We start from the raw sequence: 18,723 nt of genomic DNA, 5'->3' as shown, positions 1-18,723 counted from the left end.
GGGTGGTCGGCACCGTGGATTAACAGGCACAACGAATAAATGTACCGTGGGAATATCCGCATTGGCAAGAAAAATCGGGCGCAGCGTCTCCCGGATGGATGGCGCTGCGCCCGATCGAGTTCGCATGATGCCGGCGAGATGCTAGTTGGCCTCGACGCCCTCGCTCCAGGCGGCGATGTTCTCGATGCGGATGACGTTGGCGACCTGGGCGGCTGTATCGGATGCCGCGAGAGCGTCGAGCGCGGCGACCATATCGCCCTCACGGCAGGTGTCGGTGACGAGGACGACCGAACCGTCGCCGCGTGTGATGACCTCGTCCACGATGATGCCGTGCGCGGCGAGCACCTCGGTCGCGGTCGCCGCGACGCCGTCGCCGGGGAGCAGGCGCACGTAGTAGCGGGTCATGAGGTCCTCGATGCTGCGGACCGGCATCTGGCGCGAGTACGGTTCGGGCTCGGGAAGCGGTTTCACGCCCGCGGAGATGCTCTCGGCGAGCGCCAGGACGTCGCCCACCACGGCGCTCGCGGTGGGGAAGGCACCCGCGCCGGCGCCGTAGAACATGGTCTCGCCCACGGCATCGCCGACCACGTACACGGCGTTCATGGCGCCGGACACGCCTGCGAGCGGATGGGTGGCCGGGATCATCGCCGGATGCACGCGGATGTCGGCGCCCTCATCGGTGCGGAGCCCTATGGCGAGCATCTTGATGGCGTACCCAAGGTCGCGGGCGGCCTCGATGTCCTCGACGGAGATCGTACGAATTCCCTGCATGAACACGTCGTCGGTGGTGATGCGCGTGGCGAAGCCGATGGAGGAGAGGATGGCGATCTTGCTCGCGGCGTCGAAGCCGTCGACGTCGGCGCTGGGGTCGGCCTCGGCATAGCCCAGGCGCTGGGCGTCGGCGAGGACCTCCTCGTAGTCGAGGCCCTCTTCCGCCATGCGGGAGAGGATGTAGTTGGTGGTGCCGTTCACGATGCCAGCGATGGCGAGAACGGTGTTTCCGGAGAGATCGTGCTCGAGGGTGTCGACGATGGGGATGCCGCCGCCGCAGGACGCCTCGCAGCGCAGCTGGACGCCCTCCGTGTGGGCCGTTCCCGCGAGCTTCTCCATATGGCGGCCGAGCAGCGCCTTGTTGGCGGAGACCACGTGTTTGCCGTGCGCGAAGGACTCCATGAAGATCTCCGTCGCGGGGTGCTCGCCGCCGATGACCTCGACCACTATGTCGACGGACGGGTCGTTCACGATATCGAGCCAGTCGGTGGTGAACTGCTCGGGAGTGACACCGAGTTCGCGGGCGCGCCCCTCGTCGAGGCCGCATGCGTGCGAGATGCGCAGGTCGATGCCCCGGGTCTTGCGGTAGCGTTCCGCGTGCGATTGGATGAGGCGGAAGACGCCGCCGCCCACGGTGCCCAGGCCGATGAGGCCGATATGTACGGTGCGGTTGCTCGACTGCATGAGGGCTCCTTTTGCTCCCCGTGCCGCTTGGGGCGGGGGTCCGGCGATGCTTGCTGGCTTGCATTCTACCCGCCCCGGACGGCATGCGCCCGTTCGGGACGAGAAGGTTCGCAGGCGTTTACATAGGTTCTCATAGATGGCGGTCCGCTCTGCCGCTCGCTCTCCCGTCATTGGCGGCGCGCTCGCCATCGAGGTCGGGGGGCGAACGGCGGGGGGTAGCACAAAGTCACTGCGGACAAGCTCCTGACATGCGAACGGTGCGAGCGGCCGCGCAAATGGGGTGAATTGTTTCGCCGATATTTCGGACGTTTCGTCGGGTACTTTTGCTTGATAAAGCGTGTAAGCTGAAACAACCTCATTGGCGCTCGTCAAGGAGGGGAAGTACATCGCCGCGTCTCAGGGCCGGCCGCATTTGAAAGGAGAGCCGCATGTCGAGCCTCACTGGTAAGTCATTCAATCCTGTTATGAATCGCAGGAGCGTTATCGCAGGCGTAGCAGGTCTGGGGGCGTGCTCCCTCATTAGCGGCTGCTCCGATAACGGCTCCGAGGGCGGTTCCGCCGCCGGCGCCGCCGCGTTCAAGATCGGCTCCATCGGTCCGCTGACCGGACCGAATGCCTCCTACGGCAACTCCGTGTGCAACGGAGCCGAGCTCGGTTGCAAGGATTTCTCCACCGACGCGCTGAAGTTCGCCTTCAAGTCCGAGGACGACGTCGCCGACGGTGAGAAGTCTGTCAACGCCTTCAACGCGCTCGCCGACTGGGGCATGCAGGCGCTCGTCGGCCCCACCACCACCGGTGCCTCCATCGCCGTTGCCGAGGTCGCCAACTCCGAGCCCCAGGTCTTCATGATTACCCCGTCCGCGTCCGCGCCGGACGTTACCGCCAATAAGACCTGCGTCTTCCAGGCGTGCTTCAACGACCCCAACCAGGGCGTCAACGCCGCCAAGAAGCTCCTCGAAATGTTCCCCGATGAGAAGTTCGTCGTCTTTTACAACTCCGGCGACACCTATTCCTCCGGTATCCGCGACTCCTTTGTCGCCGAGGCCGAGAAGCTCAAGCTCGAGATCGTGGACGAGGAGTCCTTCAAAGACGATTCCGCCACGAGCTTCACCAACCAGCTCACCAAGGCCAAGGACAAGGGCGCCACGATGATCTTCGCCCCCATCTACTACACCCCCGCGTCGGTGCTGCTCGCCAACGCCAAAGAGATGGGCTACGACGTCAAGATGATGGGCTGCGACGGTATGGACGGCATCCTGGGCGTCGAGGGCTTCGACACCGCGCTCGCCGAGGGCCTCTACCTCATGACCCCGTTCTCCGCCGACGAGGAGAAGAACGCCGATTTTGTGAACGCCTACAAGGACGCTTACGGCGAGGTGCCCGATCAGTTCGCCGCCGACGCCTATGACGCGGTGCACGCCGTCTCCCTCGCGCTCGAGGAGGCCGGCCTGGGCGCCGATGCCAGTACCGCCGACGTCGCAGCCAAACTCCCCGAGGCTATGACCAAGATCACGGTCGAGGGCCTCACCGGCACCCTCACCTGGAACGACAAGGGCGAGGTCGAGAAGGACCCGATGGTCTATGTCATTCAGGACGGGAAGTACGTAGCGGCGTAATCGCCGTCCGTCCGGCGCCGTGTTCGGCGCGCAAGAGTACCACGTGGGGACGGCCCTTGATCGAGGTTCGTCCCCTTTGTCTGTCGCGCCCATGCGGCGCCTGTCTGCGAAAGGGGGAGAGGTACCATGACGGTCTTTTTGCAGTACCTGGTGAACGGTCTGTCCATGGGAAGCGTGTACGCGATCATCGCGCTCGGCTACACCATGGTGTACGGCATCGCCAAGATGCTGAACTTCGCGCACGGCGACGTCATCATGATCGGCGCGTACGTCTCGTTCTGTGTCACTTCGTACCTGGGCATGCCCGCCATCGTCTCGGTGCTGGCCGCCGTCGCCGTTTGCACGGCGCTCGGCATCCTCATCGAGGGGCTCGCCTACAAGCCGTTGCGTCAAGCCGGCCCCTTGGCGGTCCTCATCACGGCCATCGGCGTCTCATATTTCCTGCAGAACGCCGCCCAGCTCGTCTGGGGTGCGACTCCCAAGAACTTCACGTCCATCGTGAGCTTCCCCGTCCCTGAGTTCCTGAAGGCCTACAACGTCTCGGCCGTCTCGCTCGTGACCGTGGTCGCGTGCCTGGTCATCATGGCCGGTCTCATGTGGTTCACCGGAAAGACCAAGATGGGCAAGGCCATGCGTGCCTGCTCCGAGGATAAGGCTGCCGCCCAGCTCATGGGCATCAACGTGAACCGTACTATTTCGATGACGTTCGCCATCGGGTCCGCGCTCGCCGCCATAGCTGGCGTGCTGCTGTGCTCCTACTCGCCAGTTCTGCAGCCCACCACGGGTTCCATGCCCGGCATCAAGGCCTTCACCGCGGCCGTCTTCGGCGGCATCGGGTCGATTCCCGGCGCGTTCGTGGGCGGCATATTGCTCGGCATCATCGAGGCCATGGCCCAGGCCTACATCTCCACCAGCCTCGCCAACTCGATTGTGTTCGGTGTGCTCATCGTGGTGCTGCTCGTCAAGCCTGCCGGCCTGTTCGGCAAGTACGTCCCCGAGAAGGTGTAGCGCCATGCCGAAGTTTCTCAAAGACAAGAAGACGCGCCGCGACCTGGCAACCTACGCCATGGTTGTCCTTGCCTTCGCGCTCATCACGGTTATGAAGTCAAACGGCATGATTCCGCGCATGATCGTGGGTCAGCTGGTGCCCATCTGCTCCTACATCGTCATGGCCATCTCGCTCAACCTCGTGGTCGGCGTGGCGGGCGACCTCTCGCTCGGCCATGCGGGCTTCATGAGCGTGGGCGCCTACAGCGGCATCGTCGCCGCCATGAGCCTGTCCGAGGCCATTCCCAGCGACACGGTTCGCCTCGTGATCGCGCTCGTGGTGGGCGCTGCCAGCGCCGCGCTCGCGGGTTTCCTCATTGGCATTCCGGTCCTGCGCCTGTCGGGTGACTACCTCGCCATCGTGACGCTTGCGTTTGGCGAGATCATCAAAGAGGTCGTGACCTGTCTGATCGTGGGTGTGGACGAGCACGGTCTGCATGTCCTGTTCAACCTCACCGGCAAGCTCACCGTCGATGATCTTGGCCTCACCGAGACGGGCACGGCGATCATCAAGGGCGCGCAGGGCGCCTCGGGCACCGAGATGATCTCGACGTTTTTCGCCGGGTTCGTGCTCATCATGGTCGCACTGGTGGTCGTACTGAACCTCGTGCGCAGCCGCACCGGTCGTGCGATCCTGGCCGTGCGCGACAACCGCATCGCCGCGGAGTCGGTCGGCATCTCCACCACCAAGTACCGTATGATTGCCTTCGTGGTGTCCGCCGCGCTGGCCGGCGCCGCCGGCGCCCTGTTCGGCAACAGCTTCTCCCAGTTGTCCGCCACCAAGTTCGACTTCAACATGTCCATCCTCATCCTGGTGTTCGTGGTGCTCGGCGGTCTGGGCAACATGCGCGGCTCCATCCTGGCGGCGACGGTCCTCACCATTCTGCCCGAGGCCCTGCGCCAGTTCTCCGATTACCGCATGCTCGTGTACGCCATCGTCCTGATCCTGGTCATGATCGTCTCCAACAACGACACCATCAAGGGGTTCGTGGGGCGCTTCATGCCTAAACGGAAGGGCGTGAAAGAGGAGGTGAGCGCCGATGCCTAAGTTCGAGTTTGAACGTGGCAAGATGGTGCCGGTGCCGAGCCATTCCATCGTGCCCGAGCGCGACGTCGACTCCGCCCCCGTCCTGGAGGCCCTGCATCTCGGTATCGACTTCGGCGGTCTGAAGGCGGTCGACGACTTCAACCTCACCATCGGCAAGACCGAGATCGCTGGCCTTATCGGACCCAACGGCGCAGGCAAGACCACGGTGTTCAACCTGCTCACCAAAGTGTATGCGCCCACGCGCGGGACGATTCTGCTCAACGGTAACGACACGAGCGGCAAGACGGTCCACCAGGTCAACCGCATGGGCATCGCCCGTACGTTTCAGAATATCCGCCTGTTCGACACCATGACGGTGGAGGAGAATGTAAAGGTCGGTTTGCACAACACCGAGGCGTACTCCACGCTCTCGGGCATCCTGCGCGCGCCTGCGTATTGGAGGCGCGAGCGCGAGGCGCACGAGCGTGCGCTGGAACTGCTGTCGATCTTCGACATGCAGGACCTCGCCGACCATCAAGCCGGTAGCCTGCCCTACGGTGCTCAGCGCCGCTTGGAGATCGTTCGCGCACTTGCGACCAACCCGAGTCTGTTGTTGCTCGATGAGCCCGCCGCCGGCATGAACCCGTCCGAGACAGTCGAGCTCATGGAGAACATCGTCAAGATCCGCGACACCTTCAACATCGCGATCATGCTCATCGAGCACGACATGAACCTCGTCATGAATATCTGCGAGGGCATCTGCGTGCTCAATTTCGGCAAGGTGATCGCTAAGGGCACCGCCGAGGAGATCCAGAACAACGAGACCGTCATCGAGGCGTATCTCGGCAAGCGGAAGGAGGCGTAAGGGCCATGGCCGATTGCATTCTGAACGTCGAGGACATCAACGTATATTACGGCGCGATCCATGCCATCAAGGACGTTTCTTTCCGGGTGTTCGACGGTGAGATCGTGGCGCTCATCGGCGCGAACGGCGCCGGCAAGTCCACTACGCTGAAGACCGTCTCCGGCCTTTTGCGCTCCAACACCGGTTCTATTGAATTCATGGGCGAGGATATCATGCGCACCCTCGCCGACAAGCTCGTGTCTCGCGGCTTGGCGCACGTCCCGGAGGGGCGCCGCGTCTTCGCCCAGATGACCGTCGAGGAGAATCTCGAAATGGGTGCCTATACGCGTCCCAACGCCGAGATCGCCCCCGGCCTGGAGCGCGTTTACGCGCATTTCCCGCGCCTGAAGGAGCGTCGTAGGCAGGTGGCCGGTACGCTGTCCGGCGGCGAGCAGCAGATGCTCGCCATGGGTCGCGCCCTTATGAGCAGCCCTCATCTGCTCATGCTCGACGAACCCTCCATGGGCCTGGCGCCCATTCTCATCGAGCAGATCTTCCAGATCGTGAAGGAGCTGCACGAGGCGGGTACGACGATTCTGCTCGTCGAGCAGAATGCCCAGATGGCGCTTTCGATCGCCACCCGCGCCTATGTGATGGAGACGGGCAAGGTCACGCTCTCCGGCACGGGCGAGGAGCTCTTGCACAACGACGACGTCCGTCGCGCTTATCTCGGTGGCTGACGTTTGCCTCGGATCCGTATCCGAGACGAGCGTCCTTGCCTCAGCGCGCCTCCCGCAATGCCATCCGGCGGGAGGCGCGCATTTTCATGCGTCGTCGCCGCACGGGAGCGCGCGTTATTTGGGAATCAGCGCGAATCGGAGTACGTCCAATGTCGCAATTTGCGCCTGTTCCCGATCGCGACGCGGGGGCGTGCGCTATCCTGGGGGCAAACGTTTCTACTTTGGGGAGACCTTATGCTGTTCGAATATTGCGCCGAGAACTTCACCAATATCGAGGCGGCCCTGCGCGCCGGTGCCGATCGCATCGAGCTGTGCGACAACCTCGCCCAGGGCGGTACCACACCGTCCGCCGGCGTGATCGAGCAGGCTGTGCGCATCGTGCGTGAGCACGAGGGGGCCGAGCTCCGTGTGATCATCCGTCCCCGTCGCGGCAACTTCGATTATTCCAAGGCGGAGATGAGGGCGATGGAGACCGACATCCGCTACGCGGGTGCCAACGGCGTCGACGGCGTCGTCCTCGGTTGCCTCAAGCGCCGCTCCAAGGGCAAGGGCTTCGAACTCGACCTCGATGCCACCGGCCGCCTCGTCAAGGTCGCTCAGGGCGTGGGCGAGATGCGCGGCCGCGAGCTCGGCATCACGTTCCATATGGCGTTCGATGCGCTCGATGAGGCCGAGCAGCTCACCGCGATCGATGCGCTGGCGGAGCTCGGGGTCGACCACATTCTCACGCATGGCGGTCCGGCCAACACGTCCATCGAGGACAACTACGAGCACCTTCGCGCCCTGATCACCCATGCGGGCGATCGACTCACGATCCTGCCCGGCGGCGGTATCACCGCAAAGAACGCGGAGCAGGTCGCGTGTGCCCTGGGCGTCGATGAGCTGCACGGCACCAAGATCGTCGTCCTCTAGCCGCGTCCCTCGTCGCATCGGCCCTTTTGTCCCTGCGGTGCGTCCCTCCGCCCGACCGCGCGAGTCATGGCGCGTCCCACCAACGACGCCAGCAGCTGCTGGAACAAAGTCCCGCACATGACGGGGAACACGACCTCCCCCGGGAAATAACGCGTGGCGATCACGGCGCCCGACGAGATGTTGCGCAGGCCGCAATCGAAGCTCATTGTCACGGCCGTGGGCGCGTTCACGCGCAGGACCCGGGCCACGAGCGCGCCCCAGGCAAAACCGCTCAGCGCGAACAACAGGATGAACAGCGCGACGCCCAGTCGCGTCCAGGTCATGTGCAAAACGTACTCGCTCATGGCCGTCGAGTTCGACGTGATGATGAGCACGAGGAATATTTTGGAGAGCGGGGCGGCGGCGGGCGAGAGCACGTCGCGTCCCCAGCCTCTCGTGAGGTCGTTCACGATCATGCCGACGAGCGCCGGCGCCGCGATCATGAGCGTCATGTCGAACATCATGGCCGGCGCATCGACATCGATGCTTGCTCCCATGAGCAGCTTAAGCGTGAGCGGGATGGTGATTGGCGACACCAGGGTGGAGACGAGGATCGCCGTCAGGGCGAGGGCGGTGTTGCCCGAGAACATACCCACCCACATGAAGCTGACGATTCCTATGGGAACGCTGTACTCGATCAAAATTCCGGTGACGATGTTGGTGTTGCCGGCGAAGATCGCGCTCGACAGGAGGAACGCGAGGGCGGGCATGGCGACGAGGGACACGCCGAGGATGGCGAGCAGTGGCGCCGGATGGCGGAGTACCTCGCCGAGTTGACCCAAGGTGTTGCCGAGGGATCCTTGAAACGTCATGAAGGCGAAGAGGGCCGGGACGAGCGGTTTGAGCCAGGCGAGCTCGTGTGGGAGCAGCACGCCCGTGGCGACGCATCCCACGACGATGACGGGCATGTTCGCCCCGATGAATCCTCCAAGCCGCTTCCATGCGTCCATGCCGGCCTCCTCATTTGGTCTTTGGGCACCCAGCATACCCCGCGCGCATTGCCGTTTCGTTACGGGTTCCGCGCCGGCCGCTGCGGCGCGTTCGCCGAGCGGGTGAGATTCTTGTCGGAACGCACGTGTATACTTTGATTCGTTCAACGTGCATGCCCGCCGTAGCGGGCGACAAAGGATTTGATCGCATGGCTTCGCTTTCCACCACGCACCGCTGGTGCATTGCCCCTAACAACCCCGAACTCGAGGAGCGGCTCGCCTCCGCTCTCGGCGTCGCGCCTTTGGTCGCGCGCATCATGGTCGCGCATGGGATCGGCGGCGTCGAGGAGGGCAGGCTCTTCCTCACCCCCTCCCTCGAACGCGATTGGGCCGATCCGCACATCATCCCCGGTATGGCAGAGGTGGCCGCCCGTGTGGAGCGCGCCGTGCGCGACGGCGAGGTCATTGCGGTGTTCGGCGATTTCGACGTGGACGGCATCACCTCGACTTGCCTGCTGACCGAGGCCCTGCGCCAGCTCGGCGCATGTGTGCACCCCTTCATTCCCCACCGCTTCGAGGAAGGGTACGGCCTCACGGCCCAGGCGCTCGACCGCGTGGTCGAGGCGTGTGAGCCCTCCCTCGTCATCACGGTGGACAATGGAATCGCCGCACGTGATGAGGTGGTGGCGCTTGCCGGCCGCGGGATCGACATCGTGGTGACTGACCACCACGAGCCGTCCGATCTTGTTCCCGTGGGCATTCCGGTGACCGACCCCAAGATGGTCGACGAGAGCCCCAGCCGTGAGCTCGCGGGCGCCGGAGTGGCCCTCAAACTCGTCCAGATCCTGGGCGAGCGACTGGGGCAGCCGCAGCTCTGGCGTTCCTATACGGAGGTCGCCGCCCTCGGCACGGTAAGCGACATGATGTGCCTCACGCCCGAGAATCGCGCCCTCGTGGCCGACGGTATCGCGCATATGCGCGCGACCGCCCGTCCCGGTTACATCGCCCTGGCGGCGGTCACCAGGACCGACCTGTCCACCATCACGGCCGATGCGCTGTCCTTCTCCCTCATCCCGCGCTTGAATGCAGCCGGCCGCATGGCGGACCCGACGCTCGCCCTCGACTTGCTGCTCGCCCGCGACGCCGTGGAGGCCGGCCGCCTCGCCGCTGCGCTCGAGGAGATAAATCAGCAGCGCCGTGCAATCGAGGCCGAGCTCACCGGCCAGGCCGAGGAGCTCGCCGAGCGCTCGTACGACGGCGGTCGCGCCATCGTTGTGGGCGGGGAGGGCTGGCACGAAGGTGTAAAGGGCATCGTTGCGAGCCGTCTGGTCAACCGTTATCACGTGCCGGCGCTGCTGTTTTCCATCGAGGACGGCGTTGCCCGCGGATCGGGCCGCTCGGTGGGTAGCGTCAACCTGTTCGAGGCGGTGGAGAAGTGCTCCGACCTGCTCATTCGCTTCGGGGGCCATGCCGGCGCCGTTGGCGTCACCTGCGCGGTCGAGAACCTCGACGCCCTGCGCGACCGCCTGAACGCGGTGCTGGCCGATCTTCCGGCTGAGGATTTCGAGGACCGGGGCGAGATTGCCGCCACGGTGGGACTCGACGAGCTCGACATCGAGACCATCCGCCAGATCGGGATGCTCGAGCCATTCGGTCAGGGAAATCGCGTTCCCCTGCTGGCCGCCCGCGGTGTGACGATGTGCGACCGCGCTGTCGTGGGCAAGACCGGCGACCATATGCGCTTCATCGCCACGGATGGAGCTGCGAGCGTGCCGGCGATCATGTTCCGGGCGCCCGAGGTCGAGCAGTTGGTGAATTGCGATACGGTGGTTGACCTTGTGTTCGAGGCGGTCGCCGAGTGCTGGCAAGGGCGCGTGAAGCCCAAGCTCATGGTCAAGGACATCCTGTGCCGCTCGTGTGAGGAGCCCGTCTCGGCGGGCGAGGCCCTTGTCCGAGTCGGAGAGCGGGCGGGGGAGGGGGACCACGCGTCGAAGCCCACGTGCGCCCGCCCGTGCGCGACTTCGGTCGACGCCGATCGACGCGCCGCGTTGGCGCGTCTTCCCTACGAGCAACTCACGCGCAACCTCATTCATACGTTCATCGGCCCGGCCGAGCCTCATCGCGCGCAGATGGAGGCGCTCGACGCCCTCAAAAGTCGTCGCGGTGTGCTCGCCGTGATGGGCACGGGCCGTGGTAAGTCCCTCATCTTCCACGTCCACGCGGTTCGAGAGGCGATACTCAACGGCTCCGCGAGCATATTCATCTATCCGCTTCGCGCACTTGTGACCGATCAGGCCTATCACCTGCAGGAGACGCTCGCCTCTCTCGGAGTCCGCGTGGGCGTCCTCACGGGTGACACACCCTCGGCTGCGCGCGACCGTGCGTTCTCCCTATTGGGGGCCGGGAAGCTCGACATCGTCCTCACCACGCCCGAGTTCCTTTCCATCCATCGCGCACGCTTCGCCGCGTCGCGTCGCATCGGGTTCGTGGTTGTGGACGAGGCCCATCATGTGGCGGGCGCCAAGGGCGGCGACCGTACGGCCTACCTCGACATGCCCCAGATCCTGCACGACCTGCTCGATCCAACTGTGCTTGCGGTGACTGCGACCGCTTCGGCCGAGGTCGCGGCAGAGATCCGCCGTCTTTTGCCCGTCGACGCCCAGGTCGTGGACGCCGCCGTGCGCGAGAATCTGGAGCTCGACGATGGTCGCGATCTTTCCAGCCGCGAGAACAGGCTGGTGTCGATCGTTGCCACGGGGCAGAAGAGCGTGGTGTACGTGAACTCGCGCGATCAGGCCCAGGCGCTGTGCCGTACGTTGCGGCGGCGAGTGCCCGAGCTGGGCGCCCGCATCGCGTTTTACCATGCGGGGCTCACACGGCCCGAGCGCGCCTCCGTCGAGGCCGCTTTCCGCGACGGTGAGCTCGCATGCATCGTATCCACCTCCGCCTTTGGCGAGGGAGTGAACATCCCCGACATCCGTCATGTGGTCCTCTACCATATGCCCTTTGGCGATATCGAGTTCAATCAGATGAGCGGCCGCGCGGGGCGCGATGGGGCGCCCGCCAGCATCCACCTGCTCTATTCCGGCCGCGACGCGCGCATCAACGAGCGGCTTTTGGACGCTGCGGCCCCCGATCGTCGTGAGTTGGTGACGCTGTATCGCGCGCTGCAGACCATGTGGCGCCGCCATCGCGGTGGTGCGCCCACGGGCCCGCTGCCCGCGAGCGATCTCGACATCGCGCAGATGTGCTTGGCAGTCGATGCCCGCACGCCCGTCGACGAACGTGCGGTGCCCAGCGGCCTGGCCATTTTCGAGGAGCTCGGTTTCGCTCGTGTGACTGGAGATGACGATGCCCGGGCCATCGAGATGGTCGAGAACCCCGGTCATGTCGACCTGAATCGCTCGATTTTGTATCTCGAGGGCCTTCACGCCCGCCGAGAGTTCTCCGCCTTCCGCGATTGGGCGCTTTCCGCGTCCGCGCATGATATGCTGACACGCATCAACCGTCCCATAACACCGCAGGTACACGAGGGGGGTGCCGTCAATGGATAAGCAGACGGCCACAGGGACCCATCCGGACAAGGCTATGGAGTACAAGGCGGGTGCCGAATCTCTGCGCCCGAGCGCCGAGATGGTGCACTACGCGCATGCAGACGACCTGCCCACCGAGTTCCAGGCGGACAACTACGATCGACTGGCCTCATTGGTGCGCAAGTACATGGGGGAGCAGGATTGCGCCCTTGTCGAGCAGGCGTACTGTTTCGCCGCCGAGAAGCATTGCGCGCAGAAGCGCCGTAGCGGCGAGGCCTACATCAACCATCCGGTTGAGGTGGCCATCATCTTGTCCGAGCTCAAGATGGACTGCGACGTAGTTTGCGCGGCGCTGCTGCACGACACGGTCGAGGACACCACCACCTCGCTTGCGGACGTCACGGCGTTCTTCGGCGCGACTGTCGCCGATCTTGTGGACGGCGTGACCAAGCTCACCAACATCGATGTCGATACCATGGACGGCAAGCAGGCGCTCAACCTGCGCAAGATGTTCCTCGCAATGAGCCGTGACATCCGCGTGGTCATCGTCAAGCTCGCCGACCGACTGCACAACATGCGTACCCTGGCGGCGCTGCCCGCCGATCGCCGCTTGTTCAAGGCGCGCGAGACCATGGACGTTTACGCGCCGCTCGCCGACCGCTTGGGCATGAGCTCTATCAAGTGGGAGCTCGAGGATCTGTCTTTCTTCTACCTCGAGCCCGAGTCGTACCAGCGCATCGCCCGTATGGTGAGCGAGAGCCGCGAGGCCCGCGAGCGCTTCTTGGCCGAGACCATCAAGGCGCTCGACGACGAGCTGAAGCGCGCCGGTATCGAGGGCTATCAGATCACGGGCCGCTCCAAGCACTATTGGTCGATCTATCAGAAGATGAAGCGCAAAGGCAAGGAGTTCTCCGAGATCTACGACCTGGTCGCTTTGCGCGTGATCACCAAGAGCGTCGTCGATTGCTATTCCACGCTCGGCGCCGCGCACTCCCTGTGGACGCCCGTGCCCGGGCGCTTCAAGGATTACATCAACATGCCCAAGGCCAACAACTACCAGAGCCTGCATACCACGGTCATCGGTCCCACGGCCCGTCCGCTCGAGATTCAGATTCGCACGTACGAGATGCACGAGCAGGCCGAATATGGTATCGCCGCGCATTGGCTCTACAAGCGTTCGGGCGGTTCGAGCGCTCGCAAGGACGCCGGCGCCCAGAGCTTGGATGACCAGATCAACGCCTTCAAGCGCAGTCTCGATTGGGCCGCGAGCGACGAGATCGAGGATCCGAAGGAGTTTCTGCATTCTCTCAAGGTCGAGCTGTACGACCAGGAGATCTACGTCTTCACCCCCAAGGGCGAGGTACTCAACCTCCGCGTGGGGTCCACTCCGCTCGATTTCGCCTATGCGGTCCATACCGAGGTTGGCAACCATTGCGTGGGCGCGATCATCAACGGCGCCGTGGCCCCGCTCACCCACGAGCTGTCGATGGGCGACCGTGTTGAAATCCTCACCAACAAGAATGCCAAGCCCTCGCGCGACTGGCTGAACATCGTCAAGACGCCGAGCGCCAAGTCCAAGATCCGTCGGTATTTCGCGGCGGCCACCAAGGACGAGGATGCCGCGGCTGGTCGAGAGATGCTCTCCCGCGATTTGCGCAAGCGCGGCTACGGCATCTCCACTCCCCGCTCCACCCGCGCGCTGAACGCGGTCGCCACCGATATGAATTACAAGTCCCTCGAGGATCTGTTTGCAGCGGTGGGCGCCGGCAAGGTCCAGCCGCGAGCTGTGGGAAACAAGGTCCAGGCGATTCTCGACCCCAGGCCCCAGAGCGCCGCCGATGCCAAGGCGGAGGCCATCGCGAGCGTGGTGCATCAGCCGCCGCGCACGGGCGGTAGCGGCAAGGGCAAGCGTTCCAAGGGCAACAGCGGCGTGCTCGTCGAGGGGGCGGAGGGCGATAGCATGCTCGTGCGCCTCGCGCATTGCTGCAACCCCGTGACGGGCGATGACATCGTGGGGTTCATCACCCGCGGCCGCGGCGTCTCCGTTCATCGCGCCACCTGCCCCAACGTCAAGGGGCTCATGGAACATCCCGAGCGGATGATCGGTGTGAGCTGGGATAACGGCGCCGACGCCCTCTTCCAGGTCGAGATCGTTGTCGAGTGCATCGACCGCATGGGCCTGCTCAAGGACGTCACCATCGCGATCGGCGACGCCGGCGGCAACATTCTTTCCGCCGCCACGTCCACCAATCGCGAGGGCATCGCGACCCTGCGCTTCCTCATCGAGATCTCCGACGCGAGCCGTCTCGACCCGCTCCTCGGCGCAATTGGTTCCGTCGAGAGCGTCTACGATGCTCGCCGCCTCATGCCGGGCGAGGGCAGCAAGACGATGAAGCGCCGCCGCTAACCGACTCAAATGGGGTCAGGTGCCTCAAAGAAGCGCCGTCTCCACGTCTCAAATGGGGCCAGGTACAAATTGAGTCAGGTATAAATTGAGTCACGCCGGCCTCAGCCGAACGCCATGCGAAGCGATGAATTGCCTATGGGTTTTCGCCGTTTGAGCGGTTCAAATGGTGGAAAACCATAAGCGATCTCCGAGTGACCATAGGTAATATCGGAGTTGCCATGGGTAAAATTGAGCCCTGTTGAGTATTAGACGTGAACGAGAGCGTGGTATGGACATGACGCTTGATATGAACAGGAAGGGGAGCCTCGCCATCCATTGCGTGACGAACGGTCCCATCCAAACCAATACGTATTTTGCCGTGAGCGACGATGAGGTCGTCGTCATCGACCCCGCCTGGGAGGGGGAGAGGCTCGCTGAGGTGCTGGCCGATCGCTGTCCCGGCAAGCGGGTCGCTGCCATTATCTGTACACACGGGCACGCCGACCATATCGGTGGCGTCGCCGGCATGCGTCGCGCACTCGGCAGCGACGTCCCGCTCCTCATCTCCGAAGCCGATTCGGAGATCATGGGGCGTGCCATCGAGGACATGCGCGAGATGTGGGGCTTCGACCACGAGCTGCCGCCCGCGCCCGATCGCCTGCTTAACGAGGGAGATGTCGTTGCCTTTGGCGATGTGGAGTTGCAGGTCGTGGCAACGCCGGGGCACACGCCGGGCGGCATTGTGCTTTTCTGCGCCGCCGCCACCGGCAATGTTGCCTTTGTGGGGGATACGCTGTTCCCCGGTGCGCACGGCCGCACCGACCTGGAGGGCGGTTCGGAGAAGCAGATTATCGATTCACTCGGCAAGATCGGAGCGCTCCTGCCCGCGGATACCCTGTGCCTGATCGGCCACAATGACACGACCACCATCGAGCGCGAGCTCGAGAGCAATCTCTTCATGCGTCGCGGTCTGCGTCATTACCGATAGCACTCATCTCCGCGGTTTAGGTGGGTTTACACCTCGTTTGAACACGCCGCGCCTCCGTTCGCGTGGTAAAATGCAAACGTTTACCGTTCAGAGTATGGACAATGGGAGGTCCAATATGCTCGTCAATGCAGCTCAGATGCTGAAGGATGCCGAGGCCGGTCACTACGCCCTCGGCGCGTTTAACACCAACAACCTGGAGTGGACGCTCGCCATCCTCCAGGCCGCCGAGGAGGCCAAGTCCCCGCTGATTATCCAGTGCTCCGCCGGCGCCGCCAAGTGGATGGGCGGCTTCAAGGTCTGCGCCGACATGGTGAAGGCCGCCGTCGAGGCCACCGGCGTGACCGTCCCGGTCGCCCTACACCTCGATCACGGCACCTACGAGAACTGCCTTGAGTGCATCGAGGCCGGCTTCACCTCCGTCATGTACGACGGCTCCCACGAGGAGACCTTCCAGATCAACCTCGACCGCACCGCTGAGATCGTGAAAATCGCCCACGAGAAGGGCATCTCCGTCGAGGCCGAGGTCGGCGGCATCGGTGGCGTCGAGGACGGTATCGTTGGTCAGGGCGAGATCGCCGACCCCGATCAGTGCAAGCAGATCGCCGCTCTCGGTGTCGACTTCCTCGCCTGCGGCATCGGCAACATCCACGGCGTGTACCCCGAGGATTGGGCCGGTCTGTCCTTCGACGCTCTTGCTGCCATCAAGGAGGCCGTGGGCGACCTGCCGCTGGTTCTCCACGGCGGCACTGGCATCCCGGTGGACCAGATCCAGAAGGCCATCTCCCTCGGCGTTTCCAAGATCAACGTGAACACCGACCTGCAGCTCGTCTTCGCTGCTGCTACCCGTGAGTACATCGAGGCTGGCAAGGACCTCGAGGGCAAGGGCTTCGACCCCCGCAAGGTGCTCAAGCCCGGTCGCGAGGCCATCGTGGCTCGCACCAAGGAGCTCATGGAGGAGTTCGGCTCCGTCAACAAGGCGTAACTGATTCATTTCAGCTTTGATGCGCGCGCTGGGCTGTGGTACCATAGCCCAGCGCATTTATTTATGCCCGAGTGGCGGAATGGCAGACGCAGGGGACTCAAAATCCTCCGCCCGCGAGGGCGTGTGAGTTCGACTCTCACCTCGGGCACCATATGCGCGTTCGCATCCCTTTGATGCAAGATCGAGGGAGGCGGTATTCTCGTGATGAAACCATGGAGCGAATGCGTTCCGTGGTATGATTCACAAGTCGCTGGTTTTCCAGCAGGAAAGAGGGACCTGCGGGTTCCCACCTTTCGGCGCCATATCGGTAGCTGTCTGGTCGTACAAATCAAGATGTATGTCCGCACCTCGGTGCGTACATCTCCCAAGATCTGTAGACCCGGATACCGTTAAGGTGGCCGGGTTTTTTGTTCGAGTTGCAAGAAGGAGGTATTGAGATAGCTAAGTCTGATGACACCCGCATCAACGATGAGATCCGCGCCCCGCGTGTCCGTCTCATCGGCGTCGATGGATCGCAGCTGGGTCTGTTCGACACTCGTGATGCGCAGCGCATCGCCGACGACCAGAACCTTGACTTGGTGGAGATCGCGCCCAACGCCGAGCCTCCCGTGTGCAAGGTCATGGACTACGGCAAGTTCAAGTACCAGCAGGCCATGAAGGCCAAGCAGGCTCGTAAGAACCAGTCCAAGGTCGAGGTCAAGGAAATGAAGTTCCGACCGAAGATCGATGTGGGCGATTACGAGACCAAGAAGGGTCACGTCCTGCGCTTCCTCAAGAAGGGCGCGCGCGTCAAGATCACCATCATGTTCCGCGGCCGCGAGATGGCCCACCCGGAGCAGGGTCTGAACGTGCTCGAGCGCCTCGCAGAGGACCTCAAACCGTTCGCTACGGTCGAGTCCCAGCCCAAGCTGGAAGGCCGTAACATGCTCATGCTGCTCGCCCCAATCAAGGGAGCCTTCGACAACGAGGGCGACGCCGAGCCGAGCGATAAGTAGTTAACCACCAGGTATTAGAAGGAGTTTTCCATGCCTAAGATGAAGACCCACAGCGGCAGCAAGAAGCGTTTCCGCCGCAGCGGCACTGGCAAGATCATGCGTGCCAAGGCTTACAAGAGCCACATCCTGACCAAGAAGTCCACCAAGCGCAAGCGTGGCTTCCGCCAGGAGGCCGAGCTGGCCGCCGCTGACGCCAAGGTCATCAACGCCCGCCTCGCCGGCCGTTAATCCGTATTTACCGCTGTAATCTCATTTAGGAGTTGATTAGATATGGCTCGTGTGAAGCGCGCTGTGAACGCCAAGAAGAAGCGTCGTACCGTCCTTAACCGTGCAAAGGGTTATTACGGTCAGGCATCTCGTTCCTATAAGTACGCCAAGGAGCAGGTGCAGCACTCCCTCCAGTACCAGTACCGCGATCGCCGTAACAAGAAGCGTGAGATTCGCTCCCTGTGGATCACTCGTATCAACGCTGCTGCTCGCATGAACGACATTTCCTACTCCCAGTTCATGCACGGCCTGAAGCTCGCCGGCATCGAGCTCGACCGCAAGGTCCTCGCTCAGATGGCTTATGAGGACATCGAGTCCTTCAACGAGCTCGCCGCCATCGCCAAGAAGGCCCTCGAGGCCTAATGTGCCTTCAAACGGGACGCCCCTGCAGGGGGCGTCCCGTTTTCCTATATGCGCTCGCGATCCCCGGGCCGGTTCGGAGCTCTCCGGAAAGGCCAAGTTCGGGCCCCTTCTTCCCTTGGGTTCGTGCGAAGTTGCCGAGCGTTCAGGCGGATCGGCGCGGGGAGGCGGGGGCGCGGCGTTGCCCGGCCGGAACAGGGTGCGTGTTCCATACAGATGACCGCCGCACATATGTACGAGAACCGAATGGTCGTCATCCATATGAGGTGAGAGATCGCCTGAAGCGCCTTCCTTTGCATAAAGGGTCGAATATGCCATTTATGGAGGAAGTGTGAAGTGCTGATTCTCACTGCACAGCGTCTTGGACTCTGGCAATATATCTCTTCGCCGCGCGGGTGGCCGAGAGCGAACGAGCTCGGAAGACCCGCGGCGGGTACCTTGAGAACCGGATACCGCGAAGAGACGGAACAAGTGGAGACACCATTTAGAAGGTGTCAGCAGTGATGTACTTTTCAAGAACAGTTGTGTAAGGTCTGACTTAGTCAGGCCCCGTTCAACTTTTCCTTAACCAGTTTACAGAACGCTAATACATCGAATGGAATC

General features: G+C 63.3%; 15 protein-coding genes and 1 tRNA gene. 14 read left to right on the top strand and 2 right to left on the bottom strand.

Annotated features, from left to right (window positions below; translation table 11 throughout):
• Positions 1–141: 141 nt before the first annotated feature.
• Positions 142–1,455 carry a homoserine dehydrogenase gene (locus COLINT_RS07610; protein WP_006723888.1) on the bottom strand — a complete coding sequence of 438 codons (1,314 nt, stop codon included), beginning with the start codon at positions 1,453–1,455 and terminating at the stop codon, positions 142–144.
• A 428-nt stretch (positions 1,456–1,883) separates the two neighbouring features.
• On the opposite strand from COLINT_RS07610, the gene COLINT_RS07605 reads away from it, so the two are divergent.
• From COLINT_RS07605 to COLINT_RS07580, 6 genes are all read left to right on the top strand, one after another.
• The gene (locus COLINT_RS07605) at positions 1,884–3,071 is read left to right on the top strand and encodes an ABC transporter substrate-binding protein (RefSeq protein ID WP_039910724.1); all 1,188 of its coding nucleotides are present in this window, start codon (positions 1,884–1,886) and stop codon (positions 3,069–3,071) included.
• A gap of 126 nt (positions 3,072–3,197) precedes the next feature.
• Positions 3,198–4,079, top strand: coding sequence for a branched-chain amino acid ABC transporter permease (locus COLINT_RS07600; RefSeq protein WP_006723886.1), 882 nt, complete (start codon positions 3,198–3,200; stop codon positions 4,077–4,079).
• Between the two features lie 4 nt (positions 4,080–4,083).
• Complete coding sequence (locus tag COLINT_RS07595) at positions 4,084–5,166, top strand: branched-chain amino acid ABC transporter permease (protein ID WP_006723885.1); 1,083 nt, start codon at positions 4,084–4,086, stop codon at positions 5,164–5,166.
• Complete coding sequence (locus tag COLINT_RS07590) at positions 5,159–6,010, top strand: ABC transporter ATP-binding protein (RefSeq protein WP_006723884.1); 852 nt, start codon at positions 5,159–5,161, stop codon at positions 6,008–6,010. Before COLINT_RS07595 ends, COLINT_RS07590 begins: the two co-directional genes overlap by 8 nt.
• A gap of 5 nt (positions 6,011–6,015) precedes the next feature.
• Positions 6,016–6,729: an ABC transporter ATP-binding protein gene (locus tag COLINT_RS07585; RefSeq protein ID WP_006723883.1), complete on the top strand. Its 714-nt coding sequence runs from the start codon at positions 6,016–6,018 to the stop codon at positions 6,727–6,729.
• Positions 6,730–6,963: 234 nt separating this feature from the next.
• Positions 6,964–7,641, top strand: a complete 678-nt coding sequence (locus tag COLINT_RS07580) for a copper homeostasis protein CutC (RefSeq protein ID WP_039910722.1) — start codon at positions 6,964–6,966, stop codon at positions 7,639–7,641.
• Here the strand turns inward: COLINT_RS07580 and COLINT_RS07575 are convergent.
• Entirely contained in the window at positions 7,638–8,630 is a 993-nt protein-coding gene (locus COLINT_RS07575) for a bile acid:sodium symporter family protein (RefSeq protein ID WP_039910721.1), read from the bottom strand. The genes COLINT_RS07580 and COLINT_RS07575 overlap by 4 nt on opposite strands.
• A 188-nt stretch (positions 8,631–8,818) precedes the next feature.
• On the opposite strand from COLINT_RS07575, the gene recJ reads away from it, so the two are divergent.
• The 8 genes from recJ to rplT all read left to right on the top strand — a co-directional run bounded on the left by recJ (position 8,819) and on the right by rplT (position 18,123).
• Complete coding sequence (recJ, locus tag COLINT_RS07570) at positions 8,819–12,163, top strand: single-stranded-DNA-specific exonuclease RecJ (protein WP_039910720.1); 3,345 nt, start codon at positions 8,819–8,821, stop codon at positions 12,161–12,163.
• Positions 12,164–12,197: 34 nt separating this feature from the next.
• Positions 12,198–14,549: a RelA/SpoT family protein gene (locus COLINT_RS07565; RefSeq protein WP_039910783.1), complete on the top strand. Its 2,352-nt coding sequence runs from the start codon at positions 12,198–12,200 to the stop codon at positions 14,547–14,549.
• Positions 14,550–14,835: 286 nt separating this feature from the next.
• Positions 14,836–15,516, top strand: a complete 681-nt coding sequence (locus COLINT_RS07560; RefSeq protein WP_233418444.1) for an MBL fold metallo-hydrolase — start codon at positions 14,836–14,838, stop codon at positions 15,514–15,516.
• Positions 15,517–15,631: 115 nt separating this feature from the next.
• Positions 15,632–16,498, top strand: coding sequence for a class II fructose-1,6-bisphosphate aldolase (fba, locus tag COLINT_RS07555; protein WP_039910719.1), 867 nt, complete (start codon positions 15,632–15,634; stop codon positions 16,496–16,498).
• 65 nt (positions 16,499–16,563) lie between these two features.
• Positions 16,564–16,649, top strand: a tRNA-Leu gene (locus tag COLINT_RS07550).
• A gap of 256 nt (positions 16,650–16,905) precedes the next feature.
• Complete coding sequence (infC, locus tag COLINT_RS07545) at positions 16,906–17,493, top strand: translation initiation factor IF-3 (protein WP_006723876.1); 588 nt, start codon at positions 16,906–16,908, stop codon at positions 17,491–17,493.
• Between the two features lie 30 nt (positions 17,494–17,523).
• On the top strand, positions 17,524–17,721 hold the full coding sequence (rpmI, locus tag COLINT_RS07540; RefSeq protein ID WP_006723875.1) for a 50S ribosomal protein L35: 198 nt from the start codon (positions 17,524–17,526) through the stop codon (positions 17,719–17,721).
• Between the two features lie 42 nt (positions 17,722–17,763).
• Positions 17,764–18,123 (top strand): 50S ribosomal protein L20, encoded by a 360-nt coding sequence (rplT, locus tag COLINT_RS07535; protein WP_006720998.1) that lies wholly within the window; start codon positions 17,764–17,766, stop codon positions 18,121–18,123.
• Positions 18,124–18,723: the final 600 nt, after the last annotated feature.

The organism is Collinsella intestinalis DSM 13280, assembly GCF_000156175.1.
In the GTDB taxonomy this organism is placed as follows: Bacteria; Actinomycetota; Coriobacteriia; order Coriobacteriales; family Coriobacteriaceae; genus Collinsella; species Collinsella intestinalis.
Note: the sequence above shows the minus strand (reverse complement) of the source record. Positions and strands in the feature narration are given on the sequence as shown.